The 24,529-nt window shown below is 46.8% G+C and carries 41 protein-coding genes; 2 read left to right on the top strand and 39 right to left on the bottom strand.

What is annotated here, in order from left to right; translation table 11 throughout:
• Positions 1-375 precede the first annotated feature (375 nt).
• Together ACXX53_RS22330 and ACXX53_RS22325 are read right to left on the bottom strand one after the other, a co-directional pair.
• Positions 376-603 (bottom strand): hypothetical protein, encoded by a 228-nt coding sequence (locus tag ACXX53_RS22330; protein ID WP_458570901.1) that lies wholly within the window; start codon positions 601-603, stop codon positions 376-378.
• A 212-nt stretch (positions 604-815) separates the two neighbouring features.
• Positions 816-1,433, bottom strand: a complete 618-nt coding sequence (locus tag ACXX53_RS22325) for a stage II sporulation protein M (protein ID WP_458570900.1) — start codon at positions 1,431-1,433, stop codon at positions 816-818.
• Positions 1,434-1,596: 163 nt separating this feature from the next.
• Here ACXX53_RS22325 and pdaB point away from each other — a divergent pair, with 163 nt between their 5' ends.
• Positions 1,597-2,403 carry a polysaccharide deacetylase family sporulation protein PdaB gene (gene pdaB, locus ACXX53_RS22320; protein WP_458570899.1) on the top strand — a complete coding sequence of 269 codons (807 nt, stop codon included), beginning with the start codon at positions 1,597-1,599 and terminating at the stop codon, positions 2,401-2,403.
• A gap of 38 nt (positions 2,404-2,441) precedes the next feature.
• On the opposite strand, the gene ACXX53_RS22315 is transcribed toward pdaB, so the two are convergent.
• Positions 2,442-3,074: a KinB-signaling pathway activation protein gene (locus tag ACXX53_RS22315; protein ID WP_458570898.1), complete on the bottom strand. Its 633-nt coding sequence runs from the start codon at positions 3,072-3,074 to the stop codon at positions 2,442-2,444.
• 141 nt (positions 3,075-3,215) lie between these two features.
• Between ACXX53_RS22315 and gerD the strand changes: the two genes are divergently transcribed.
• Complete coding sequence (gene gerD / locus ACXX53_RS22310) at positions 3,216-3,905, top strand: spore germination lipoprotein GerD (RefSeq protein ID WP_458570897.1); 690 nt, start codon at positions 3,216-3,218, stop codon at positions 3,903-3,905.
• A gap of 60 nt (positions 3,906-3,965) precedes the next feature.
• Here the strand turns inward: gerD and ACXX53_RS22305 are convergent, their stop codons facing one another.
• The 36 genes from ACXX53_RS22305 to rplD all read right to left on the bottom strand — a co-directional run bounded on the left by ACXX53_RS22305 (position 3,966) and on the right by rplD (position 24,504).
• Positions 3,966-5,087 carry an Mrp/NBP35 family ATP-binding protein gene (locus ACXX53_RS22305; RefSeq protein WP_458570896.1) on the bottom strand — a complete coding sequence of 374 codons (1,122 nt, stop codon included), beginning with the start codon at positions 5,085-5,087 and terminating at the stop codon, positions 3,966-3,968.
• Between the two features lie 79 nt (positions 5,088-5,166).
• A complete protein-coding gene (gene cwlD / locus ACXX53_RS22300; protein ID WP_458570904.1) occupies positions 5,167-5,901 on the bottom strand; it encodes an N-acetylmuramoyl-L-alanine amidase CwlD in 735 nt (244 codons plus the stop codon).
• 178 nt (positions 5,902-6,079) lie between these two features.
• Positions 6,080-7,252: a sulfate adenylyltransferase gene (gene sat, locus ACXX53_RS22295; protein ID WP_458570895.1), complete on the bottom strand. Its 1,173-nt coding sequence runs from the start codon at positions 7,250-7,252 to the stop codon at positions 6,080-6,082.
• 25 nt (positions 7,253-7,277) lie between these two features.
• Positions 7,278-7,970: a phosphoadenylyl-sulfate reductase gene (locus tag ACXX53_RS22290; protein WP_458570894.1), complete on the bottom strand. Its 693-nt coding sequence runs from the start codon at positions 7,968-7,970 to the stop codon at positions 7,278-7,280.
• Between the two features lie 231 nt (positions 7,971-8,201).
• Complete coding sequence (gene rpsI / locus ACXX53_RS22285) at positions 8,202-8,594, bottom strand: 30S ribosomal protein S9 (protein ID WP_085499048.1); 393 nt, start codon at positions 8,592-8,594, stop codon at positions 8,202-8,204.
• 19 nt (positions 8,595-8,613) lie between these two features.
• Entirely contained in the window at positions 8,614-9,051 is a 438-nt protein-coding gene (gene rplM / locus ACXX53_RS22280; protein ID WP_458570893.1) for a 50S ribosomal protein L13, read from the bottom strand.
• Between the two features lie 170 nt (positions 9,052-9,221).
• Positions 9,222-10,025 (bottom strand): tRNA pseudouridine(38-40) synthase TruA, encoded by an 804-nt coding sequence (gene truA / locus ACXX53_RS22275; protein ID WP_458570892.1) that lies wholly within the window; start codon positions 10,023-10,025, stop codon positions 9,222-9,224.
• A gap of 136 nt (positions 10,026-10,161) precedes the next feature.
• Positions 10,162-10,527, bottom strand: a complete 366-nt coding sequence (rplQ, locus tag ACXX53_RS22270) for a 50S ribosomal protein L17 (protein WP_458570891.1) — start codon at positions 10,525-10,527, stop codon at positions 10,162-10,164.
• A gap of 32 nt (positions 10,528-10,559) precedes the next feature.
• Positions 10,560-11,504, bottom strand: a complete 945-nt coding sequence (locus ACXX53_RS22265; protein ID WP_458570890.1) for a DNA-directed RNA polymerase subunit alpha — start codon at positions 11,502-11,504, stop codon at positions 10,560-10,562.
• Positions 11,505-11,638: 134 nt separating this feature from the next.
• On the bottom strand, positions 11,639-12,034 hold the full coding sequence (gene rpsK / locus ACXX53_RS22260; RefSeq protein WP_458570889.1) for a 30S ribosomal protein S11: 396 nt from the start codon (positions 12,032-12,034) through the stop codon (positions 11,639-11,641).
• A gap of 16 nt (positions 12,035-12,050) precedes the next feature.
• Positions 12,051-12,419: a 30S ribosomal protein S13 gene (rpsM, locus tag ACXX53_RS22255; RefSeq protein WP_458570888.1), complete on the bottom strand. Its 369-nt coding sequence runs from the start codon at positions 12,417-12,419 to the stop codon at positions 12,051-12,053.
• An 18-nt stretch (positions 12,420-12,437) separates the two neighbouring features.
• Positions 12,438-12,551: a 50S ribosomal protein L36 gene (gene rpmJ, locus ACXX53_RS22250; RefSeq protein ID WP_037291536.1), complete on the bottom strand. Its 114-nt coding sequence runs from the start codon at positions 12,549-12,551 to the stop codon at positions 12,438-12,440.
• Positions 12,552-12,652: 101 nt separating this feature from the next.
• Positions 12,653-12,868: a translation initiation factor IF-1 gene (gene infA, locus ACXX53_RS22245; RefSeq protein WP_006676514.1), complete on the bottom strand. Its 216-nt coding sequence runs from the start codon at positions 12,866-12,868 to the stop codon at positions 12,653-12,655.
• 2 nt (positions 12,869-12,870) lie between these two features.
• Positions 12,871-13,182, bottom strand: a complete 312-nt coding sequence (locus tag ACXX53_RS22240) for a hypothetical protein (RefSeq protein WP_458570887.1) — start codon at positions 13,180-13,182, stop codon at positions 12,871-12,873.
• Positions 13,183-13,191: 9 nt separating this feature from the next.
• Entirely contained in the window at positions 13,192-13,944 is a 753-nt protein-coding gene (gene map / locus ACXX53_RS22235; RefSeq protein WP_458570886.1) for a type I methionyl aminopeptidase, read from the bottom strand.
• A 4-nt stretch (positions 13,945-13,948) separates the two neighbouring features.
• Entirely contained in the window at positions 13,949-14,593 is a 645-nt protein-coding gene (locus ACXX53_RS22230) for an adenylate kinase (RefSeq protein ID WP_458570885.1), read from the bottom strand.
• A 146-nt stretch (positions 14,594-14,739) separates the two neighbouring features.
• Positions 14,740-16,038 (bottom strand): preprotein translocase subunit SecY, encoded by a 1,299-nt coding sequence (gene secY, locus ACXX53_RS22225; RefSeq protein WP_458570884.1) that lies wholly within the window; start codon positions 16,036-16,038, stop codon positions 14,740-14,742.
• Positions 16,038-16,478: a 50S ribosomal protein L15 gene (gene rplO / locus ACXX53_RS22220; RefSeq protein ID WP_458570883.1), complete on the bottom strand. Its 441-nt coding sequence runs from the start codon at positions 16,476-16,478 to the stop codon at positions 16,038-16,040. The genes secY and rplO overlap by 1 nt, the downstream gene beginning before the upstream one ends.
• A gap of 83 nt (positions 16,479-16,561) precedes the next feature.
• Entirely contained in the window at positions 16,562-16,747 is a 186-nt protein-coding gene (rpmD, locus tag ACXX53_RS22215) for a 50S ribosomal protein L30 (RefSeq protein WP_458570882.1), read from the bottom strand.
• A 13-nt stretch (positions 16,748-16,760) separates the two neighbouring features.
• On the bottom strand, positions 16,761-17,258 hold the full coding sequence (gene rpsE / locus ACXX53_RS22210; protein WP_458570881.1) for a 30S ribosomal protein S5: 498 nt from the start codon (positions 17,256-17,258) through the stop codon (positions 16,761-16,763).
• A 26-nt stretch (positions 17,259-17,284) separates the two neighbouring features.
• Positions 17,285-17,653, bottom strand: a complete 369-nt coding sequence (gene rplR / locus ACXX53_RS22205) for a 50S ribosomal protein L18 (RefSeq protein ID WP_458570880.1) — start codon at positions 17,651-17,653, stop codon at positions 17,285-17,287.
• Between the two features lie 62 nt (positions 17,654-17,715).
• Positions 17,716-18,258: a 50S ribosomal protein L6 gene (rplF, locus tag ACXX53_RS22200; RefSeq protein ID WP_458570879.1), complete on the bottom strand. Its 543-nt coding sequence runs from the start codon at positions 18,256-18,258 to the stop codon at positions 17,716-17,718.
• Positions 18,259-18,286: 28 nt separating this feature from the next.
• Positions 18,287-18,685: a 30S ribosomal protein S8 gene (gene rpsH / locus ACXX53_RS22195; RefSeq protein WP_458570878.1), complete on the bottom strand. Its 399-nt coding sequence runs from the start codon at positions 18,683-18,685 to the stop codon at positions 18,287-18,289.
• A gap of 32 nt (positions 18,686-18,717) precedes the next feature.
• The gene (locus tag ACXX53_RS22190) at positions 18,718-18,903 is read right to left on the bottom strand and encodes a type Z 30S ribosomal protein S14 (protein ID WP_458570877.1); all 186 of its coding nucleotides are present in this window, start codon (positions 18,901-18,903) and stop codon (positions 18,718-18,720) included.
• A gap of 108 nt (positions 18,904-19,011) precedes the next feature.
• Positions 19,012-19,554, bottom strand: a complete 543-nt coding sequence (gene rplE, locus ACXX53_RS22185; RefSeq protein ID WP_458570876.1) for a 50S ribosomal protein L5 — start codon at positions 19,552-19,554, stop codon at positions 19,012-19,014.
• A gap of 26 nt (positions 19,555-19,580) precedes the next feature.
• Positions 19,581-19,934: a 50S ribosomal protein L24 gene (gene rplX / locus ACXX53_RS22180; RefSeq protein WP_458570875.1), complete on the bottom strand. Its 354-nt coding sequence runs from the start codon at positions 19,932-19,934 to the stop codon at positions 19,581-19,583.
• 39 nt (positions 19,935-19,973) lie between these two features.
• Positions 19,974-20,342: a 50S ribosomal protein L14 gene (gene rplN / locus ACXX53_RS22175; RefSeq protein WP_458570874.1), complete on the bottom strand. Its 369-nt coding sequence runs from the start codon at positions 20,340-20,342 to the stop codon at positions 19,974-19,976.
• A gap of 35 nt (positions 20,343-20,377) precedes the next feature.
• A complete protein-coding gene (gene rpsQ / locus ACXX53_RS22170; protein WP_458570873.1) occupies positions 20,378-20,644 on the bottom strand; it encodes a 30S ribosomal protein S17 in 267 nt (88 codons plus the stop codon).
• Positions 20,645-20,704: 60 nt separating this feature from the next.
• On the bottom strand, positions 20,705-20,905 hold the full coding sequence (gene rpmC, locus ACXX53_RS22165; RefSeq protein WP_458570872.1) for a 50S ribosomal protein L29: 201 nt from the start codon (positions 20,903-20,905) through the stop codon (positions 20,705-20,707).
• Positions 20,895-21,329 (bottom strand): 50S ribosomal protein L16, encoded by a 435-nt coding sequence (rplP, locus tag ACXX53_RS22160; RefSeq protein ID WP_458570871.1) that lies wholly within the window; start codon positions 21,327-21,329, stop codon positions 20,895-20,897. Before rplP ends, rpmC begins: the two co-directional genes overlap by 11 nt.
• Positions 21,330-21,331: 2 nt before the next feature.
• Positions 21,332-21,997 (bottom strand): 30S ribosomal protein S3, encoded by a 666-nt coding sequence (gene rpsC, locus ACXX53_RS22155; RefSeq protein ID WP_458570870.1) that lies wholly within the window; start codon positions 21,995-21,997, stop codon positions 21,332-21,334.
• Positions 21,998-22,010: 13 nt separating this feature from the next.
• On the bottom strand, positions 22,011-22,343 hold the full coding sequence (gene rplV, locus ACXX53_RS22150) for a 50S ribosomal protein L22 (RefSeq protein WP_458570869.1): 333 nt from the start codon (positions 22,341-22,343) through the stop codon (positions 22,011-22,013).
• A 32-nt stretch (positions 22,344-22,375) separates the two neighbouring features.
• Positions 22,376-22,654, bottom strand: coding sequence for a 30S ribosomal protein S19 (gene rpsS, locus ACXX53_RS22145; RefSeq protein ID WP_458570868.1), 279 nt, complete (start codon positions 22,652-22,654; stop codon positions 22,376-22,378).
• 72 nt (positions 22,655-22,726) lie between these two features.
• Complete coding sequence (gene rplB / locus ACXX53_RS22140; protein WP_458570867.1) at positions 22,727-23,557, bottom strand: 50S ribosomal protein L2; 831 nt, start codon at positions 23,555-23,557, stop codon at positions 22,727-22,729.
• A gap of 33 nt (positions 23,558-23,590) precedes the next feature.
• Positions 23,591-23,881, bottom strand: a complete 291-nt coding sequence (gene rplW, locus ACXX53_RS22135; RefSeq protein ID WP_458570866.1) for a 50S ribosomal protein L23 — start codon at positions 23,879-23,881, stop codon at positions 23,591-23,593.
• The gene (gene rplD, locus ACXX53_RS22130) at positions 23,881-24,504 is read right to left on the bottom strand and encodes a 50S ribosomal protein L4 (protein WP_458570865.1); all 624 of its coding nucleotides are present in this window, start codon (positions 24,502-24,504) and stop codon (positions 23,881-23,883) included. Before rplD ends, rplW begins: the two co-directional genes overlap by 1 nt.
• Positions 24,505-24,529: the final 25 nt, after the last annotated feature.

Here is a 24,529-nt window from a genome sequence, read left to right as displayed (position 1 = left end):
CTGACGAGTTTAACTCGTTTATATCTAACATTCGCTCGTTGTTCAGTTTTCAAAGAACAATTCGTAACTCGTAAGTTACTTTCTTTTCTTCACCGCCGTTCAGCGGCGACTTGATTAATATATCATGTTCTCGAATCGAAGTCAACAACTTTTTTAAAAAGTTTATTTCATTCAATTGCGATATTTCCTCTTCAGCAGCTTACTTATTTATATGCTTGCTCCAGAAGGGAACAAAAAATAATTTATCATAAACCCATAGAACCGTCAAGATGTTTTGGACATGTTTTTTAAACCATATTATTTCACAGGCATATAGCGACTATAGAATCCTACTACCCGCTCCTCGAATCTTCCCCTACATGCGATCACCGATATTCACGGCATTGGCATGATCCGATGATTACGCACATAGCGAGAAAGATCCTTAGGAGTTGCGATACGTGCATACATTCTGAATACGGTTCGATATCTGTTTGAGATAGCCTGCTTCACTTCAAGGTCTAAGCGCTGATCACTCATATCAAACAGCATCTCATCTAATTCCTTCCGAAGCATAAAGCTTAATTCCTTGCATTCCTGTTCATTAAACATAAAGCCCAACACGCTCTAAGCACCCTCCTCTAATATAGCAACTGGCCGTATCAGCCACTTGAGTCGAAATAGCATACAACAGCAGCGTATCCTTCGAATAGAAATAACAACCACTTAAGGACCGCTTTACTGTTATGCACATTTTTCGGCAATTTTATCACTGAGGAGGAGAGCGATTTTCAGAACATTCCTACATCATAGAGTCAGGATCAATGACAACATACTTAGACCGCCGTGTTCGTAACCAGCCAGAGCGTAATCGTGCTTTCTATAATAGCCGCAACCAACAGCATTACTGCTATCCAGACAGCACCCGCTCCCGTTTTCTTCGCCCACATCTGCAATGAGATACTGTCCGGGCGTGATCGATATTGCGGACTCATTCGCTGTATGGCTAATACACCGTATCTCAAGCCGTATGCCGCAGCAATAACAACAGCCGTCATTTCAAGCACTCCGTGCGGCAGCAATCCTCTTACAACAACTGTCGATAGATCCGCCCCGCTCGCCGTTACCATCTTAATAAGAAATCCTAATATCATTCCGTTGAGAACCAATGTAACGATCGGAAACAGTGCAAATACAACGCCTGCAAACATCATAAATACAGCGACCATAAGATTGCGATAGAAGATGGTAATAAAGAAGCTCAATTCCTGGTTATCTGAATTAGATGCTTGAGCCGCTAATTGTTCTATTCCCTTTAATTGTTCTGTTAAGAACTGTTGGAGTGATTCAGATGTATTCCCTATAAAATACCCGCCTATCAACAACAACGCCGATACGACAATATACCATTTGATCTCTCCACAGGTTCGTAAAAACGATTTAAAGCTTAACATTCCTCTCACCTCATATACTTGTGTTCTCAATATGCTTGCTAAGGCTGCTTGCATGAAAGTCATATTTGATCGCGCTCTACCATACCATTAATTATACAAGCGTGACAAGCCTACTGTGGCATGCCGCTAACGTTAGCTACGTTACGAGAGGAGCGCACGTTGCATGAATTCATTCTACGTGATCAGTGGTAAGAAGATGAAACGCATATTCTTCCTCATCGTCGCCGCGCTGTTTGCCGCAGGCGTCGTATATGTGGAGAGTGACAACATCATGGTATTCTCAGAAGGAAGCAACCCTTCCGCCATTTATAGTGTGCCGACTGACAAGAAAGTGATTGCACTTACCTTCGATATTAGCTGGGGAGACAAGCGTGCACAACCCATTCTAGATATCCTGCAGCAAAAAGGTGTACAGAAGGCAACCTTCTTCGTATCCTCTCCATGGGCTAAGACTCACCCAACAATAGTGAAAAAGATTGCTGACGCCGGTTACGAGATTGGCAGCCATGGCCACAAACACGATTATTACAGCAGATTTAATGAGGAAGACATCCGGAAGCAGATTAGGATTGCTCATCAATTAATAACCGATGTGACGGGCAAAGAACCGAATCTGATTCGACTTCCGAATGGGGATTTTGACAAGCGTGTTCTCCAGATCGCTAACGATCTCAACTACAAAGTCATACAATGGGATACCGATTCGCAGGATTGGAAAAATATCGGCGTCGACAATATCGTTAAGCGCGTCACCGAACGAGCGCATCCAGGCGATATCGTACTGCTCCATGCCAGCGATACAAGTAAACAAACGCATCTTGCCCTCCCACTTATTATTGATGAGCTTAAGCAGAAGGGCTATGAGTTCGTCTCTGTATCCGAGCTGATTAATCAAACCGATGTCAAAAGCAAGACCATTCAAGACAAGACCACCATTCAGCAGCATATTCACGATGCAGGTGGAATGTAACATATTCTTGAATACAATAAAGAGCTGACGGTATTCCGTCAGCTCTTTGTGGTTATTACTGAAGACTGCGCCTGATCAGAAGCTGATTGCGTGTTGTTATTCAACAAGCGGTGCAGCAGCAGAATCTGATAAGCATTACATGTTACTAACGGAATGAACACAAACCATGTAGCCACTTGGCTAACATTAAGCGCGGAGAGCATTTCAAAATATGTAACCACAATCATGAAGAACATCGACGGGATAAATGCCATTGAATTCGTCGCACGCGCTTTGTAATAAGCAACAACAACTGCGATCACCAACATAACTGCACCAAGCAGAATATCGGTGGCCAAGCTCTGATTCTCCCCCATTAACGTTCGTAGAAACATGATGTCCAGCAGCACGAGTACCGTTATTACGACTTGAATGTACTGCCAATACTTTCGAAATATACCCAGCGCGATATTGTTGAGAGTCAAATACGCAAAAAAGCCCATCTGCGCAAATACGCTAACCATAAACCCGCTGAGACCCAACTGTAGAATGTTGACGATAATGTCAACTGGACCCTTAAAATTGGTGAGCTCCTGCTGGAACAATTGCATTGACAGCCCTGTTAGCAGCATTACTGCTCCCCCTACACAGAGTGTCGTCCAAAACAAGAAGGACCATTTCTTAAGATTCAAGGGGCTTCACCTCCGCAATATTCATATTTTACCAGTGTTCTCATCAAAAGACTATTGCTTTCAGACATAATTCATAATTTTAATTCCCATACTACGCATTAAAAGCAATTGCGGAAGGTGAAGAAAGGAGATCGGAAGTCCATGCGATGTAAGAGCATCTATACTGCATGCTTAGGATTAGGACTAATGTTAATTGTGTCAGCCTGCGGGATGGAGCCACAGGCAAGCAGCAATTTAAATTATAAGGAAGTTAAGACCATGGTGGTCGATATTCTAAAGACCGAAGAAGGAAAGAAAGCCATCACAGAAGCTCAATCCGGCGGCAGCTCAGGAGGAGGTATGAAAACGCAGGCTCTCAACCCTCAGCAGGAGGAGCAGATTAAAACAGCCGTTAAGGATACCCTTACTTCATCCGAATATAAAGATGTCATCGAGAAAGTGATGAAAGATCCGAAATTCGCCGGTGAATTTGCCAAAGCCATAAACAAGGAGAACAAAAATCTTCACAAAGATCTTATTAAAGACCCCGATTATCAAAAATCGGTCGGCGATATTATGAAATCGCCTGAAGTCATGAAGGCGTATATGGATGTTACGAAATCACCAGAGTACCGCAAGCAGCTCATGGCCATCATGAAGGAATCGATGAGTTCTCCGCTGTTCAAGCTTGAAGTCATGGATCTCTTAACTAAAGTTGTCCAAGAAGAACTCCAGCCGAAGAAAGAAGGCGGTCAGAAAACGGAGGGAGAAGGCACTTCGGCTAAAGAAGAAGGCGGCAGTGGTAAAGAGGAAGGCGGCGGAGAAAGCGGTCAGGAACAGAAGAGCAGTTAGTAACTACATGCGCGACATAAAAAGGCTGTCGGTTACCGACAGCCTTATCTATGTATACTGTTATACGTCTCCGCGTTCGACCATCTCGCGAGCCATGTCCATGTATAATGCGCCAATGGCTGTATCCTGCTTGTATACGGATGGAGAGAAGTCCGGCTCAGACGGATGATTATCCGGCGCACCGAGTGGGATCTGAGCGATCAGCGATGTGTGCAGCGCTTCTGCAAGCTTGCCTCCGCCTCCGCGACCGAATACGTACTGCTTCTCACCGCATGATGCACATTCTACGTAGGCCATATTTTCCACAACGCCAATGATCTCATGCTTCGTCGTAATTGCCATAGTCCCTGCTCTGGCAGCTACGAATGCAGCCGTGGCGTGCGGCGTGGTCACGATAATCTCTTTGCTATGCGGAATCATCTGATGAATGTCGAGTGCAACGTCCCCTGTTCCTGGCGGCAAATCGAGCAGCACAACATCAAGATCACCCCACTCCACCTCTTGAAAGAAGTTGCGAAGCATCTTGCCAAGCATCGGGCCCCGCCATACAACTGGGCTGTTGTCTTCCACGAAGAAGCCCATGGACATAACTTTTACGCCAAATCGCTCAATCGGAATGACCCGTTGATCAACGACAATCGGACGTTCTTCAATCCCCATCATATCCGGGATACTGAAGCCATATATATCAGCATCAATCAGTCCTACCTTCTTGCCGAGTCGAGCAAGCGCAACCGCCAGATTGACGGTCACCGTCGACTTGCCAACACCGCCCTTACCGCTCGCAATCGCTAGGAAGGTGACGTTGGAACCCTCTTCAAGAAGCGGACTAAGGCTGTCCAAGCCCGCGCCGTGGCCAATTGGTGCTTCTGGTCTCGCCGCAGTCTTAGGCTGGTCCTGCGAAGCCCCAAGTCCTGCCGCTTCCAGCTCCTGTGCGGAAGCTAACCGAATACGAACATGTACATCCTTGAATCCAAGCTTCTGCAGCTGTGAGCGTATTTCCTCTGTGCACGTTTCTCGCACACCCGCATCTGCTGCATCCGGCACAAGAATAACGGTAAGGGAAACATGCTCTGGCTTGACCATAATATCGCGAATCCATTGAAGTTCTACAAAGGATTTACCACTAAGCGGCTCAATGACCCCTTGAAGCGCCTCTAATACTTGTTCTCTTGTACTCACTGCTGTACACCCCGTCTCTATATGCTGTGACAATGATTGCATGTATACTGCTTCTATTCTAGTTCATTATACCACACCGTTAATCTTTACCAACTGTTTCTCCTGACATATAACGCAGAATCCCCTTATATATAGATGCAGCCACCTTGCGCTGATAATCCGCGTCAGCAAGCAGCCTCGATTCCTCCGGATGTGATAGGAAACCAACTTCTATTAATGCTGATGGCACATGCATCATGCGCAGTAGATAAAGATCACGCTCGTCCGGCTTCGCTACACGCTCTGTATTTTCCAAGTTGCGCCGAATCTCTTCCTGAATGAGCTTAGCCAGCTGCTTATTGCCAGGAAGGTCATTGCGATAAAAGGTTTGTGCGCCGCTCCAACGATTAGACGGTATGCTGTTCATATGAATGCTCACAAAGAGGTCAGGCTTCTTCTCCTGCAAATATTGAACACGGCGTTTCATGTCCTCTGATTTCCGTTTTCTGTACCCCTTCGTGTCAGGATTAGCCAGATCCTGGTCAGTCTCACGCGTCATCACAACGATAGCCCCAGCTTGCTGCAAATAGTCTCTTAACTGCAGTGCAATGGCCAGGTTGATGTCCTTCTCAATCACACCTTGACGACTTATAGCTCCTCCATCAGCCCCGCCATGTCCCGCGTCGATCGCTACTATTTTACCTGATAGCGGCAACGTCCAATACGTCCACGTCTTCTTTACAGGCAGATCGGCTGTCATAATACCTAATACAAGTAGAAGCAGGCATATACTGATTCCCCACTGCCGCACTCGCCGAAGTGACACCCAGAACATTTTTGAACTTTGCTTGCGCTGCGGCGGCAGCCAATTCTTGTGCTTGTCAGTTTCTCCTGTGAACGATACATTCTGGTCCATACTGTTCTTCAACAACACAAAGTCCACCTCCGTCCCCATAATCTCTACTCAACTATATGGGGCAAGGTGGACAATTATACGCATGTCCTGAACTATGTTAGATGTGCTGCGGCTGCTCGACCATACCTTCTATTAAGATACGTGCAACCTCTGGACGTGAAAATTCAGGCGGCGGACATTCGCCATTCCGCAGCAGAGCGCGCACCTTAGTTCCCGATAGAGCGATGTGATGCTCTTGTGCATGCGGACACGTCTTGCGGGAAGCCATCCCGCCGCACGCTTTGCAGAAGAAGCTATGCTCATAGAACAGCGGCGTTATACCCAGCTCCTCAGGCTTGAATCGCTGGAATATGTCCTGCGCCTCATACGTCCCATAGTAACTGCCCACACCCGCATGATCTCTTCCGACGATGAAGTGGGTGCATCCGTAATTTTTGCGAACGATCGCATGAAATATCGCTTCTCTAGGCCCCGCATAGCGCATCGCGGCAGGAAACACACCTAAGAATACACGATCCTTTGGATAATAGCCGTCAATTAAGGCTAGATAGCTCTTCATCCTTACATCGGCAGGTACGTCGTCCGACTTGGTTTCACCCACAAGTGGATTCAGAAACAGACCGTCTACTATTTCCATAGCACTCTTCTGGATATACTCATGCGCCCGATGAACAGGATTTCTCGTCTGGAAGCCAACCACTGTACGCCAACCTCGTTCTGCAAATAATTGCCGCGTATTCGCTGGGTCGTAGTAATATTCTTGAAAGCGTTCTGGCTTCGGTCGCTCCACTACATGTATACTGCCCCCTATCCGCATCGTTGGCTGGTTCAGAAGCCTCTGAACCCCTGGATGGGCAGGATCAGACGTCTTGAATACGTTGATGGCCTCATACAGCGGATCAATCGTGTAAATGGACTCTACGTTAATCGCACCATACAGAATATCGTCTTCTTCTCCGACGAGCCTAGCCAGTGAACCGATATCTAACTTAGCAGCCGTGTCAGGGCTCACAGCCAGCGTTATCGGAATACTCCACACGGTTCCATCCGACAAACGCATATGGCTGACCACATGATGATAGTCTGCTTCTGTCATGAAGCCCGTTAACGGAGAAAAGGCTCCAACACCGATTAGATCCAGATCCGATATCGTCCAACGATTGATGGGGATAACAGGACGATCTTGAAGAACTTTTATCAGCTTATCTCGTTCATCCCCTATGACCCGGCGATCAATCAATTCCCCTCCATGAGCTGGTATGGATGTCATGTATGCTTCTCCTTTCGCGGCATCATTATTTGTGCAACCCACACTCTGTCTTTTCTTGCCCGGACCATCGTCCAGCTCGCGGATCTTCTCCAGCCTTCACTTGCCGGGTACAATAGGTGCAGCCAATACTCGGATAATCTCGATCATGAAGTGGATTGTAGATGACCTGGTTCTGACGGATATAAGCCCATACATCGTCCGATGACCAAGAGGCAAGCGGGTTAAACTTAATGAGTCCAAACTTAGTATCATATTCGACCTTCTTGGCATTGGCCCGAGTAGGTGCTTGATCGCGTCGAATACCGGTAATCCACGCTTCATACTTAGCTAACATATTCTTAAGCGGTTCAACTTTACGAAGATTACAGCATGCGTTCGGATCTCTTTCCCATAACTGATCTCCATATTGCTTGGCTTGCTCTTCCGGAGTTAGTGAGGTGGATACGCGTATAAAGTCTACGTTGTAGGTCTCCTGTAACCGATCTCGTGTCTCATATGTCTCCTTAAAATGAAATCCTGTATCCAAATAGAATATATCCACCGATGGTTTGATCTTCTGCAGCATATCAACGATTACTACATCTTCCGCTCCAAAGCTGCATGCAAAGGTGATGTTAGGGAATGTCTCAACAGCCCATCGGATCACTTCTTCGGCAGAAGCATGTTCGAATTGCACAGCTTTCTCCGCAACTATCTTTTCTTTCTCGAATAAGTTCACGGATCTCACCCTCCACATTCATAATACCTAGTATTTCGCTATGATTTAATACCTTTATAGCTTATTCCTAATTACCATCATTTGTCAATGTGTTTTCGTCTGTACCTACACACCATATTCATGTCGACAGTATGGGGTGCAGCCTATGGTTAATCCGGTGAGATGTTTATCGGAAAACAGCAAAAAAGCCTCCTTCGCCGAAGCGAAAGAGGCTTGTGTGTAAGTTCCAAATTAACGTTTGGAGAACTGAGGTGCACGACGAGCTGCTTTGAGACCGTACTTCTTACGTTCCTTCATACGAGGGTCACGAGTCAAGAAGCCAGCTTTCTTCAATGCAGGACGAAGTTCTGGATCAGCCTTCAGCAACGCACGGGAGATACCGTGACGGATTGCGCCAGCTTGACCAGAGATACCGCCGCCATGAGCGATTACCAGAACGTCGTATTTGCCGACTGTTTCTGTAAGGTTCAATGGTTGCTTAACGATAAGCTTCAAAGTTTCCAAACCGAAATATTCATTAAGGTCACGTTTATTGATAACGATGCGGCCTTCACCTGGTACAAGGCGAACACGCGCTACGGAATGCTTACGACGACCTGTCCCATAGTATTGTACTTGTGCCATGAAACTGTCCTCCCTTTTATTATCCGCGAAGTTCGTAAACTTCAGGATTTTGTGCTTGATGCGGATGCGCGGAGCCTGCGTATGCTTTAACGCGAAGCTTCATCTTGTTACCCATGCGAGTTTTAGGAAGCATGCCGTGTACAGCAAGTTCTACCATACGCTCAGGCTTGTTAGCCAGCATCTCACCAGCAGTTGTCACTTTCAAACCGCCTGGATACATGGAGTGACGATAGTATTTCTTACCTTGCAATTTATTGCCAGTCAATACAACTTTATCAGCGTTGATGATGACTACGAAATCTCCGCCGTCAACATTTGGTGTGAAAGTTGGTTTGTGCTTGCCGCGAACAAGTGCAGCAGCTTCGGAAGCGAGACGACCAAGCGTCTTGCCTTCAGCGTCGATAACGAACCATTTGCGCTCAATTTCAGCTGGTTTCGCCATGTAAGTAGTACGCATGAAATATCCTCCTCATTACTAACGTTCAATCTTAGTAGCTTTATATGTCGTTCAATCATATGCTCTGTATCAAATCAATCTTAGCGGTTTCTTTATTGGGGGCCGTGGGAAGCCATAAAGAAACACAAATATTATTATACAATAACAATGTCCAATAAGCAATGTGTTTTTTATAGAGATTCATTGGAATCTGCAATCGAATGCGGATTCTCTTCATCATAACTCACATGCCATAGCATCAACCCATGAGGCATGGCGGTAGGACCTGCAGCACTGCGATCGCGTGCTGCAAGTATACCTTCCATGTCCTCTGGTTTCAGCTTTCCTTCTCCAATACGGAGCAGGGTCCCAACAATGATCCGGACCATCTGATACAGAAAACCGCTCCCTGTCACATACAGGTGGATTCTCCCCCGCCCAGCCTCACCGGTCGGGCTTGGTTCAACTTCCAGCCTTGCATCATACAGCGTACGTACATGGTTTCGCTTAGTTGATTTCGGCGAAGCGAAAGACGTAAAGTCATGCTCACCTAAGAGATACTTTAACGCCTCACGCATAGCATATATCCGAAGCGGCTGATGATGATGATACTCTAGATGCCTCCGGAACAGATCCGGCTGCCGCTCTGCCCATATCGTGTAACGATACGTCTTGCGCTTCGCCGAGTAACGAGAATCAAAGTCGAGCGGCACTTCCCACGCATTCGTGATGACGATATCATCCGGTAGCCACGTATTCAGTGCAAGCGCCCATCGCTTAATTGGAATAGTGGATGACGTGTGAAAGTTAAACACTTGTCCCTGCGCATGCACACCTGCATCAGTGCGACCTGATGCCGATATGGTGATTTGTTCTCGTGTTAACTTCGCAATAGCTGCTTCGATCTGACCCTGAACGGTATTCAGATCCGGTTGGATCTGAAATCCGCAGTATGCGGTCCCCTCGTAAGCAACGGTCATAGCCACATTTCTCATGCTTGCCTCCATCATACATACGCCATGTAAGACATGGGATTTCTTGATGTGCACACGATGCGATAAAAAGAAAAGCTCCTCAAGGGGAGCTCTCTTTCAAGCCGCTATGTGCGGATGTTAATGCATCAAACCGCACTTACGCACGGTCAACGAGTTCCAAGTACACCATAGGCGCAGCGTCGCCACGGCGTGGTCCAAGTTTCAAGATGCGTGTATAACCGCCCGGACGTTCTGCATAACGAGGTGCAATCTCCGTGAACAGCTTTTGGATAGCGTCTTTTTCACCATCAACCGTTTCGCGACGTACGTATGCAGCCACTTGACGGCGAGCGTGCAAGTCACCTTGCTTCGCCTTAGTGATGAGCTTTTCAGCAATAGAGCGAACTTCTTTCGCTTTCGCTTCAGTTGTTTGAATGCGCTCGTATAGGAACAAGTCGGTTACCATGTCGCGGAACAAAGCTTTACGCGCACTAGCATCACGACCCAACTTTTGGTATGCCATGTAGTTTCCCCTCCTTCGTCAACAGATCCCGATTATTCTTCCATTCGCAGACCCAAACCGAGCTCTTCAAGCTTCTCTTGAACTTCTTCCAAAGACTTGCGGCCCAAGTTGCGGACCTTCATCATGTCTTCTTCCGTCTTCGTGATCAGCTCTTGCACGGTATTGATGCCTGCACGCTTCAAGCAGTTATAGGAACGAACAGAGAGATCGAGCTCTTCGATAGTCATCTCGAGCACTTTCTCTTTCTTGTCTTCCTCTTTTTCGACCATGATTTCCGCGTCTTTCGCTTCGTCCGTAAGACCTACGAAGAGCATCAGATGCTCTGTAAGAATCTTCGCACCAAGGCTGACTGCTTCTTCTGGACGAACACTGCCATCGGTCCATATCTCAAGCGTAAGCTTGTCGTAGTTCGTTACTTGCCCTACACGCGTATTCTCAATTGCATAGTTCACGCGTGAGATTGGCGTATAGATCGAATCAACAGGAATGACACCAATTGGTTGGTCTTCATTCTTGTTGCGATCGGCGAGCACGAAGCCACGTCCACGATTCGCATAAATGCGCATATGGAGTCTGGAACCTTGAGCTAATGTCGCAATGCGGAGATCCGGGTTCAAAATTTCCACATCACTGTCCGCACGAATATCACCGGCAGTGACAATACCTTCGCCATCCGCATCGATTTCAAGAATCTTCTCTTCATCGGAGTGAATCTTAAGGGAGAGTGCTTTCAAGTTCAAGATAATTTCCGTAACGTCTTCATAGACACCTGGAATAGTCGAGAACTCATGCAATACTCCATCGATTTGGACGGATGTTACTGCCGCGCCGGGCAAAGATGAAAGCAAGATACGGCGGAGGGAGTTCCCCAGCGTCGTGCCATAACCGCGTTCAAGCGGCTCGACAACAAACTTGCCATATGTTCCATCTTCACTGACTTCTACGGTCTCAATTTTCGGCTTTTCGATCTCAATCACTAATAACCCTCCTTCAAAACGTCGCTGGCGTAACTGTGAAAACACCTTGGTCGGTCGAATCGTGCAGTAGTTTGCCTAAACAACCATTATTACCAGTAGGCGTTAGTTGTATACGACAAGTGCCACGCGTTCAATTATACGCGACGACGTTTTGGTGGACGGCAGCCATTGTGCGGAACTGGAGTAACGTCTTTAATCGCGCTAACTTCCAATCCTGCAGCTTGCAAGGAACGGATGGCAGCTTCACGACCAGCACCTGGACCTTTAACACTAACTTCTACCGTCTTCATTCCATGTTCCATTGCTGCTTTAGCAGCAGATTCAGCAGCCATTTGCGCAGCAAACGGTGTTGATTTACGGGAACCGCGGTATCCTAAGTTACCGGAGCTTGCCCAGGAAATTGCGTTACCGTGTGGATCCGTGATCGTTACGATCGTATTGTTGAATGTGGAACGAATGTGTGCCACACCAGACTCAATATTTTTACGGTCACGACGTTTTGTACGTACAACTTTTTTCGGTTTAGCCATTGCTACTTATCCCTCCTTACTTCTTCTTATTAGCTACCGTACGACGAGGGCCTTTACGTGTACGAGCATTAGTTTTAGTACGTTGACCACGAACAGGCAAGCCGCGGCGGTGACGGATACCACGATAGCATCCAATCTCAACCAAACGCTTGATGTTCAGGGAAATTTCACGGCGGAGGTCACCCTCTACCTTTACATTCTTATCGATTGCTTCACGAATTGCGTTTACCTCGTCTTCAGTCAGATCACGAACACGAGTATCCTTGTTTACACCAGCCATAGCAATGACTTTTTGGGAAGTCGTTTTCCCGATTCCAAAAATGTATGTCAAGGCGATCTCAACGCGTTTATCACGTGGCAAGTCTACACCAGCTATACGAGCCATTAACGCTACACCCCCTTCTTAACCTTGTTTTTGTTTGTGTTTCGGATTTTCACATATTACCATAACATTACCCTTGCGACGAATGACTTTGCATTTTTCGCACATTGGCTTTACAGAAGGTCTTACCTTCATGATGATAACCTCCCAGTCCTTAAGTTGCACGCGTCAAACCATCAAGTATTATCCTGAACGGTCTGCAAGTGCATGCAGTGCGCTATTTAAAATCTCGAGTACTACTTTCGATATGTGATGCGACCTTTACTTAAATCGTATGGTGACAACTGTACGACCACTTTGTCCCCAGTCAGGATACGGATGAAATGCATCCGCAGCTTTCCAGAAACATGGGCAAGAATCTGATGTCCATTCTCAAGCTCTACACGAAACGTAGCATTCGGCAACGGCTCTATGACCGTTCCTTCAACTTCAATCACGTCTTCTTTAGCCAACGTCATTCTCCTTTCTCATTCCCATTTGCAGCGGCCAGTTTATCCGCGTACTTCGCTATGATGTAACGGAGTTTACTGTTTGTTACCCGTCCGCTTTCACTTAAACTTTGAACGACCTCATGGCTTATCGCTTCCTGCAGCTCCAGATGGAGTACATTTTTGCGTTTTGGCTGGTCAAACTTTCGCTTGTCCCCGTCCGCAATGTGGACGGATTTTGCATCCGCTATACCGACGATGACGGCGATCTTACCGTGATCGCGACCTTGGCGTACTCTGACGAATTGACCAATCTGTGGTGCCGGAATGCTGCTCATCCCATTCACCTACTCTTGCAACTTCGTCAAAATCTCACAACCGTCTTGTGTTACGGCTACTGTATGTTCGAAGTGAGCACACAGCGATCCGTCCAACGTAACGACCGTCCAGTTGTCCGCCAATGTCTTCGTGTGACGTTCCCCGATGATAACCATCGGTTCAATCGCGAGCGTCATGCCCGGCTTCAACCGAGGACCGCGGTTAGGAACTCCGTAATTCGGAATCTGAGGTTCTTCATGAAGATCCGTACCGACTCCGTGACCTACGTACTCACGCACGACTGACATCCCCGCATCTTCGATTACACGCTGAATCGCGTGGGATACCGTATAAAGACGTACATCCGATTTGACCAGTTCAAGTCCGGCAAAGAGCGAGCGCTCTGTCACATCGAGCAGCTGCTGAGCAGCTTCCGATATGGTGCCGACGCCATATGTCCAGGCGGAATCACCGTGATATCCGCGATATTGCGCGCCGATATCAATGCTGATGATGTCGCCTTCGTTAAGTTTGCGTTTGCCAGGTATACCGTGCACCAGCTCTTCATTGACTGATGCGCAAATGCTACCGGAAAAACCGTTGTATCCTTTGAATGAAGGAGTTGCGCCTTGGCTTAGAATGAACTTTTCCGCGATGGCGTCTAGTTCACGTGTCGTGATCCCTGGTTCGATGTGTTGAGCCATAAGACGGTGCGTTTCCGCAACAATTCGCCCAGCTTCCCGCATAAAGCCTAGTTCCACTTCGGACTTACAAATGATCATTCGTTTAACCTCGCAGTAAAGATACGACTTCAGACGTCACCGTATCGATTTCCTTCTCCCCGTCAACTTGACGCAATAAGCCTTTAGCTTCGTAATAATCAAGTAAAGGAGCCGTCTTATTGATATATTCGTCAAGACGCGTGCCGACCTTCTCTTCGGAATCATCCGAACGTTGGTACAGATCGCCTTGGCATTTATCGCATACGCCTTCTTGCTGTGGCGGGTTAAATATGACGTGGTACGTCGCGCCGCAAGACTTGCAAATGCGTCTACCAGTCAGACGCGCCAGCAATAATTCACGGTCAACGCTCAGGTTGATGACATGGTCAAGCTTGCGTCCCATCGATACCAGCATTTCGTCCAGAGCTTCCGCTTGCGCTAATGTGCGTGGAAAGCCATCCAACAAGAAGCCAGTATTACAGTCAGGTTGCGCAAGACGTTCACGTACGACACCGACTGTGACGTCATCCGGAACGAGCAGACCTTGATCAATGTATTCCTTAGCCTTTAGGCCGATTGGCGTACCCTCACGCATTGCTGCGCGGAACGCATCGCCTGTGGAGATATGAGGAATACCGAACTCCGTAACAATACGTTCAGCCTGCGTTCCTTTACCTGCCCCAGGAGGCCCCATGAATAGAATGTTCATCGAATGTCACTCCCCTTATGATAAGCATAGGCTTAACTTACGTCGGAAGTGGATTGCTTTCGATGGCATTCGTTAAGCCTCTGCTCTACAAGAAACAGCACAATAGGTGCCGAGGTGCCTTGATGGCCCCATCAGAACCTATATGCCTATTTATTGATAAAACCTTTGTAATGACGCTTAATCAACTGGCTCTCGATCTGCTTCATTGTATCCAGCGCTACGCCGATTACGATGAGGAGTGAGGTACCACCGATCTGTACTCCCTTTGGCAAGCCAGCCAGTTTCGCGAAGATAACTGGAAGTATTGCGATGGCCGACAAGAAGAGTGCGCCTGACAGCGTCAGACGAGTCATAACGCGAGTCAAGTAAGTCGCCGTTGCTTTGCCAGGACGAATTCCCGGAATGTATCCACCATTCTTTTTCATTTGATCCGCCATTTGCTGAGGGTTCATTTGAACGAATGTATAGAAGAAAGTGAATCCAACGATCAGCAGGACATATAGTACTGCGCCTAACGGCTTATCATACATTAGATTTGCACTTACCCATTTTGCCCAAGCTTGATCCGCCCAGAACTGAGCGATCGTAGCCGGGAACAGCAATAACGACGATGCAAAGATGACAGGGATTACACCCGCGCCATTCACTTTAAGTGGAATGTGCGTGTTTTGTCCGCCATACATCTTGTTGCCGACAACTCGTTTCGCATATTGCACAGGAATCTTGCGTTTTCCTTCTTGAACGAAGATAACCGCAACGATCAAAAGGAATACTACTAGCGCCAGAACAATCACTTTAGTGATGCTAAGGAGCAGTGGTCCCTCGTTGTTAACGAATTGATCACGGTAGATATCCATGATATGTTGCGGGAATGCCGCCACGATACCAGCAAAGATGAGAATCGAGATGCCGTTACCAATCCCCTTCTCGGTGATCTGCTCACCAAGCCACATGAGGAAAGCTGTACCAGCTGTAAGGACAATAGCGATCACGACGTAACTCGAAAAAGTTGCATTCGGAACCATTGCCAAGCCGTACATACGGTTAAAGCCAATAGCAGTACCGAATGCTTGAATCAGACCCAAGACTACCGTACCGTAACGAGTAATCTGAGCTAACTTGCGTTTACCGACTTCTCCTTCTTTCGCCCATTGTGCAAATTTCGGGATGACATCCATCGTCAAAAGCTGCACAATGATCGATGCCGTGATGTACGGCATAATACCAAGAGCGAAGATCGAGAACTTAAATAACGCGCCACCAGAGAATGTGTTCAGCAATGTGAACAAATTCCCTTGGTCATTGGCTGTCTGAAAAACCGAAGTATCTACACCAGGTACCGGAATGAAGGCACCGATGCGATAAACGATCAACACCAACAACGTAAAAATAATTTTACGTCGTAGATCATCGACTCGCCATATATTCGATACAGTCTTGAACATTAGATCACCTCGGATTTGCCGCCGGCAGCCTCGATCTTCTCTACGGCAGATTGAGAGAACTTGTTAGCTTTGATTACAAGGCTAACAGAAAGGTCTCCGTTACCCAAGATCTTGATTCCGAACATTGGGTCCTTAACGATGCCTTGTTCCATCAGCAATTCCGGAGTTACTTCTGTACCTGCAGCAAAACGGTTCAAATCAGAAACGTTCACAACGCAGTACTCTTTACGTGTTGGGTTCAAGAAACCACGCTTTGGCAAACGACGGTACAATGGATTTTGACCGCCTTCAAAGCCTGGACGAACACCACCGCCGGAACGAGCATTTTGACCTTTGTGACCACGTCCTGCTGTTTTCCCGTTTCCGGAAGCAATACCGCGACCGCGGCGGAAGCTTTCTTGACGTGAACCAGGTGCTGGAGAAAGTTCGTGTAACTTCATCGTTCATCGCACCTCCTTATTATTTTTGCATTGTTTACATGCTTTTTCAAACATTCTGTTTATGTTGAAGCTAAGAGTAAATCTTAGCCTTCGATTTCTTCTACTTTAACCAAGTGATTTACTTGATTAACCATACCACGAATCGCAGGGTTGTCATTATGAACAACCGTTTGATTCACTTTACGCAGACCCAGTGTATTCACCGTCTTACGATGAGTTTCTGGACGACCGATCAGACTGCGAACGAGGGTAATCTGCAATTTTGCCATCGTAGTCCCCTCCTTATCCTAACAGTTCCTGAACGGATTTACCACGCAACTTAGCTACCTGTTCTGCCGTTTTCAGGCGGGACAGACCTTCGAGCGTAGCATTAACCATGTTGATTGCATTGGAGGAACCAAGCGATTTCGTCAAGATATCGCCTACACCAGCCAATTCCAACACGGCACGAACCGGACCGCCGGCAATAACCCCTGTACCTTCGCTTGCTGGCTTCAGAAGAACTGAGCCTGCACCGAATTTACCAGTTACTTGGTGAGGGATCGTTGTGCGAACGAAAGGAACGTGAATGAGATTTTTCTTTGCGTCTTCCATACCTTTGCGGATTGCATCAGGTACTTCGGATGCTTTGCCGATGCCAGCGCCAACATGACCTTTGCCATCACCGACAACAACGAGAGCACTAAAGCTAAAACGGCGTCCGCCCTTTACAACTTTAGCTACGCGGTTAATTTGAACTACTTTTTCAGTCAGATCTAACGTATTTGGATCAACTCGCAAGTTGTTAACCTCCTTTTGTTAAATTCTTAAAACTCAAGACCAGCTTCACGAGCTGCGTCTGCCAATGCTTGAATACGTCCATGATACAGATAGCCACCACGGTCGAATACAACAGCTTCAACGCCAGCTTCTTTGGCACGTTTAGCTACGAGTTCCCCAACTTTACGAGCGGATTCAGTATTACCGCCGTTCGTAATTTGGTCACGAAGCTCTTTATCCATTGTCGAAGCTTGTGCGATTGTTACGCCCTTAACATCATCGATCAATTGAGCGTAGATGTGTTTAGAGGAACGGAATACGTTCAAACGAGGACGTGCAGTCGTTCCTTCAATTTTCTTACGCACACGAAGGTGACGCTTCAAACGAGCTTTGTTTTTATCGCCTTTTGTAATCACGATTGTTTCACTCCCTTCAGTTTAGCCATTAAGCTACACGGGTAAGCGAGCTAGGCAAGATCTTACTTCTTCTTGCCTGCTTTACCTTCTTTACGCAGGATGCGTTCGCCTTCGTACTTGATACCTTTACCTTTATACGGCTCTGGCTCACGAACGGCGCGAATGTTAGCTGCATAAGCACCAACGCGCTCTTTGTCGATACCTTTAACGATAATCTTCGTTTGTGCAGGTACTTCGAACTCGATGCCTGCTTCTGGTGTGAACTCAACTGGGTGAGAGTAACCAACGTTCAATACGAGCTTATCGCCAGTTTTGTTTGCACGGTAACCTACGCCTACGAGCTCAAGAGTCTTAGCATAGCCTTCCGTTACACCAACTACCATGTTGTTAACTACAGTACGTGTAGTACCATGAAGTGAACGGTGTACTTTATTATCTGAAGGACGTTCGATCAAGATCTCGTTCTCTGCGATCGATACTTTCATATCTTTGTGCAGTTCACGAGTCAAGGATCCTTTAGGTCCTTTAACCGTAATAACTGTGTTATCCAAAGTAACGGTTACGCCAGCTGGCACGTTTATTGGTTTGCGACCAATACGGGACATGGCTGCACCTCCTATCTTCTACTGTTTATTACCAAACGTAACAAACAACTTCGCCGCCGGATTTGCTTTGGCGAGCTTCTTTGTCTGTTACTACGCCCTTAGACGTAGAAATGATCGCGATTCCGAGTCCACCAAGTACGCGAGGTACCTCGTTGGATTTCGTGTACACGCGAAGGCCTGGCTTAGAAATACGTTTCAAACCAGTGATAACACGCTCATTGTTCGCTCCGTATTTCAAGAAAATGCGGATGATCCCTTGTTTGTTGTCATCGATGTATTCAGCATCGCGGATAAAGCCTTCACGCTTCAAGATCTCTGCGATTTGCTTCTTCATTGTAGAAGCCGGCATTTCCACTGTTTCATGACGTACTGTATTTGCATTGCGAATGCGAGTAAGCATATCTGCAATTGGATCAGACATAACCATTAGTGTGAACCTCCTTCCCGAAAAAGGGTATATTACCAGCTTGCTTTTTTAACGCCAGGAATCTGGCCTTTGTATGCCAATTCGCGGAAACAAATTCTGCAAATTTTAAACTTACGCAACACAGAATGCGGACGACCACAGCGCTCGCAACGAGTGTATGCTTGCACTTTGAACTTCGGTTTACGTTGCTGTTTGACGAGCATCGAAGTTTTTGCCACGTGTTGACACCTCCTATGATATTTGTCGGGACGAATAGTCCTCGGACAAATTCATTGTCCATTTATCCTATTCATCGATTAACGATGACCTTATCTGAGTTTCACGAATTACTTCGCGAAAGGCATGCCGAGCTGCGTCAATAGTTCACGGGACTCTTCATCCGACTTAGCTGTCGTTACGATGACGATGTCCATACCGCGTACTTTATCGACTTTATCATACTCGATCTCAGGGAAGATGATCTGCTCTTTCAAACCGAGTGTGTAGTTACCGCGACCGTCAAATGCCTTGTTCGAGATACCGTGGAAGTCACGTACACGTGGAAGTGTAACGTTGAACAATTTGTCCAAGAAGTGATACATGCGCTCACCGCGCAAAGTCACTTTAACACCGATCGGCATTCCTTCACGAAGCTTAAAGCCAGCGATGGATTTCTTAGCACGCGTGATTACTGGCTTTTGACCAGCGATCAGCTGCATTTCAGCAACTGCAACGTCCAAGACCTTAGAGTTAGATACCGCTTCACCCATACCCATGTTGATAACGACTTTCTCAACTTTAGGAACTTGCATTACAGTCGTATAATTAAACTTCTGCATCAAAGCAGGAGTAATTTCGTTCAAATAACGTTCTTTCAAACGAGTTGCCATTTAGAATGGACCTCCTTTCTTAGCGATTAGTCGATGATTTCGCCGGAGCGTTTCGCAACACGTACTTTTTTGCCGTTCTCCAACACTTTGTAACCGATACGTGTTACTTTGCCCGACTTCGGATCCACGTGCATAACGTTCGATACGTGGATTGGAGCTTCTTGCTCGATGATTCCGCCTTGTGGATTGCTTTGGTTAGGCTTCTGATGCTTCTTAACCATGTTTACGCCTTCTACAAGAACGCGGTTCATACGAGGATACGCTGCGATGACGCGGCCTTTTTTACCTTTGTCTTTACCGGTAATAACGATAACCGTGTCGTCTTTCTTAACGTGCAATTTATTGTTATGCGACTCGAGAACTTTTTTAGTTCGTGGCATGTGTTACACCTCCTGAGTCTTGCCTAGCGGGCAAGCTAATTAGATAACTTCCGGAGCCAGGGAAACGATTTTCATGAAGTCTTTGTCGCGAAGTTCGCGAGCAACAGGTCCGAAAATACGTGTTCCGCGTGGTCCTTTGTCCTCTTTTACGATAACCGCTGCATTCTCATCGAAAGCGATGTAGGAACCGTCTTTACGACGAACCGAACGCTTCGTACGAACGATAACAGCTTTTACAACGTCACCCTTTTTGACAACGCCGCCTGGTGTTGCTTGCTTGACAGAACATACGATGATGTCTCCGATGTGGCCTACGCGACGTCCAGTACCACCCAAGACACGAATGCACATCAATTCTTTAGCACCAGAGTTATCTGCTACAGCTAAACGTGAAAATGGTTGAATCATTGTGGTTTCCTCCTTTCGGTTAAACTACCGATCCATTAAACGATAACAGCTTTCTCAACGATCTCAACGAGTCTCCAGCGCTTGTCTTTGGACAGCGGGCGAGTCTCCATGATTTTAACCGTATCGCCAATTTTTGCTTCATTGTTTTCGTCATGCGATTTGAATTTCTTCGTGTACTTGATGCGTTTGTGATACAAATCATGCTTCTTGTATGTTTCAACCGCTACAACGATTGTTTTATCCATTTTATCGCTGACAACTTTGCCGATTTGCACTTTACGTGCATTACGTTGTTCACTCATGAGTGTAATGCCTCCTTCCTGGTAACAGGATGAATATAGTCAGTCATGACACGACTTTATTTAACCGATAATCCCAAGTTCTCTTTCGCGCAATACCGTTTTAGCACGAGCAATTGCTTTACGTACGTCACGGATGCGTGTTGGGTTGTCAAGCTGTCCAGTAGCCAATTGGAAACGGAGGTTGAAGAGTTCTTCCTTGAATCCTACAACTTTTTGTTCGAGTTCAGCAGTGGTCAAGTTACGAAATTCATTAGCTTTCATTTGCTTCACCACCCATTTCTTCGCGCTTCACGAACTTCGTCTTAATAGGCAACTTGTGCGCTGCAAGACGCATAGCTTCGCGAGCGATTTCCTCAGATACTCCGGAAAGTTCGAACATGATCTTGCCTGGCTTAACTACAGCAACCCATTTCTCAACGTTACCTTTACCGGAACCCATCCGAACCTCAAGCGGCTTTTGCGTGATTGGTTTATCAGGGAAAATTTTAATCCATACTTGACCGCCACGTTTGATATAACGAGTCATTGCAATACGCGCAGCCTCGATTTGGCGGTTCGTAATCCAAGTTGGCTCAAGAGCTTGCAAACCGTATTCACCGAAGTGAACTGTTGTACCGCCCTTTGCTTGACCTTTCAAGCTGCCGCGTTGTTGTTTACGGTGTTTGACACGTTTAGGTACCAACATGATTAGTTGCCTCCTTCCTCAACAGCCTTTTTCTTAGCCGTAGGAAGTACCTCTCCACGATAGATCCATACTTTTACGCCGATACGGCCATAAGTTGTATGAGCTTCTGCCGTTCCATAATCAATGTCAGCGCGAAGCGTATGAAGTGGTACAGTTCCTTCGCTGTAACCTTCCGAACGAGCAATTTCAGCTCCACCAAGACGACCACTAACCGCTGTCTTAATACCTTTCGCACCAGAGCGAATTGTACGTTGAATAGCTTGTTTCAACGCGCGGCGGAAAGAAACGCGGCGTTCCAATTGCTGTGCAATGCTCTCAGCAACCAGGATAGCGTCCAGATCTGGAGTTTTGATTTCCGAAATGTTGATGTGTACTTTCTTGTCGCCAGCAATCTTAGTTACTTCACGACGAAGTGCTTCAACCTCGGAACCGCCTTTACCGATTACCATGCCCGGTTTAGCGGTATGGATCGTTACGTTCACGCGATTAGCGGCACGTTCGATCTCGATTTTAGATACCGCAGCTTCTTTCAGTTTATTCTTCAGAAACTCACGAATCTTAACGTCTTCGATAAGCAAGGTGCCGAAATCTTTTTCAGCGTACCATTTGGATTCCCAATCTCGGATAATACCTACACGTAATCCGACGGGATTTACCTTTTGACCCACACGTTTTCCCTCCTTATTTCTCGGATACCACGATCGTGATGTGGCTTGTTCTCTTATTGATACGGCTTGCACGTCCCATAGCACGTGGACGGAAGCGTTTCATTGTCGGACCTTCGTTAGCGTAAACTTGCTCAACAACAAGCTTGTTTACGTCCATTTGATAGTTATGCTCTGCATTTGCAATCGCAGAATTAAGCAATTTTTCTACCACTGGGGACGCCGACTTTGGCGTATGGCGCAAAATTGCGATTGCCTCGCCCACTTGCTTTCCGCGGATCAAGTCGATAACGAGCTTGACTTTGCGAGGAGCGATGCGAACATTATTCGCATGTGCTTTAGCTTGCATAGTAGTACCTCCCCTCGAATGCTAAGTTCGATTTATCGTTTACCCGTTTTCTTATCATCATCATGACCTTTGTACGTACGAGTAGGAGCGAACTCACCGAGTTTGTGACCTACCATATCTTCAGTTACGTACACAGGCACGTGTTTGCGGCCATCATATACCCCAAACGTATGTCCGATGAATTGAGGGAAAATTGTGGAGCGACGGGACCAAGTCTTAACAACGACTTTCTTGCCGCCTTCGTTCAACGCTTCTACCTTCTTCATCAGGTGACCATCGATAAATGGTCCTTTTTTCAAACTGCGACCCATGTGTAAATCCTCCCTTCGCGAGACTTGTTTGCAACGCTTGTTGCGTTGCTCAAGTATTTAACCGGACAAATATTACTTCGTGCGATTACGAACAATATATTTATCGGATTGTTTACCTTTTTTACGCGTCTTGTAACCGAGAGTCGGTTTGCCCCATGGAGACATTGGCGATTTGCGGCCGATTGGCGCGCGACCTTCACCACCACCGTGTGGGTGATCAACCGGGTTCATAACAACCCCGCGGACAACTGGGCGTTTGCCCAACCAACGGCTGCGTCCAGCTTTACCGATCTTAATAAGTTCGTGGTCTCCGTTACCTACAGCTCCAATAGTAGCGCGGCAAACTTTCAACACTTTACGAACTTCGCCGGAAGACAAGCGAACTGTTACATAGCGATCTTCTTTACCAAGCAATTGAGCTTCCGTACCAGCTGCGCGAACGAGCTGACCGCCTTTACCTGGTTGCAATTCGATGTTGTGGATAACTGTACCTACTGGGATATTTTCGAGCGGCAATGCGTTACCGATCTTGATATCTGCGCCAGCACCTGACATGATAACATCGTCTACTTTAAGACCTTTAGGAGCGATGATATAAGCCTTTTCACCGTCAGCGTAGTTGATCAACGCGATGTTCGATGTACGGTTTGGATCATACTCGATTGTAGCAACGCGGCCTGGAATGCCGTCTTTTGTACGTTTGAAGTCGATCACGCGGTATTTACGCTTGTGACCGCCGCCTTGGTGACGGATCGTAATCTTACCTTGGTTATTGCGGCCCGCCTTCTTGCTAAGTGGAGCCAACAACGATTTCTCCGGTGTGCTTGTTGTGATCTCTTCGAACGTAGAAACGCTCATACCACGACGAGCCGGGGAAGTCGGTTTGTACTTTTTGATAGGCACTTATTTTCCCTCCTTACTTCAGAACTTGTTTATTTATACCGTTTCAAAGAATTCAAGCGGCTTGCTGTCTTTAGCCAACGTTACGAATGCTTTTTTCCATTCTGTTGTGTAACCGTTGTAACGACCATAGCGCTTTGGCTTAGCTGGAACGCGCAATGTGTTCACGCTAGCAACTTTTACTTTGAAGATTTGCTCGATGGCATTCTTGATTTCCGTCTTGTTCGCACGGATCTCAACCTCAAATACGTATTTAAGATCATCCATCATATCTGCAGTACGCTCAGTAATAATCGGACGCTTAATGATATCACGAGGGTCTTTCATTACGCAAACACCTCCTCTACCTTCGAAACCGCATCCTTTGTGATGATGAGCTTCTGGTGGCGAAGTACGTCATATACGTTAACTCCGTCAGCCGCAAGCAATTTCACGGATGGGATGTTGCGAGCGGAGAGCGCCACGTTGTCGTTGTACTCAGGTACTACTACAAGCGCTTTGCGATCCACTTTCAAGTTGTTCAGAATCGCTTGGAATTCTTTCGTCTTCGGAGCGTTCATTGTCAACTCATCAAGTACGATAATTTGATTTTCCAACACTTTGGAAGAAAGTGCGGATTTGATCGCCAGACGGCGAACTTTCTTAGGAAGCTTATATGCATAGCTGCGTGGCGTTGGTCCGAATACAGTACCGCCGCCTACCCATTGCGGTGCACGGATCGAACCTTGACGGGCACGACCAGTTCCTTTTTGTTTCCAAGGCTTACGGCCACCGCCTCTTACTTCGGAACGACCTTTAACCTTGTGCGTACCTTGACGCAGAGATGCAAGCTGCATAACTACTGCTTCGTGAAGCACGCTTTTGTTTGGTTCAATACCGAATACACTATCAGCCAATTCAATCTCGCCAACTTGTGCACCGGAGATGTTGTATACTGCTACTTTAGGCATTCTGAGCTCCTCCTTTCCTCACCAA

Source organism: Paenibacillus marinisediminis (assembly GCF_054343325.1).
The sequence above is the reverse complement of the archived record's forward strand: the minus strand, read 5'-3'. Positions and strand labels throughout refer to the sequence as shown.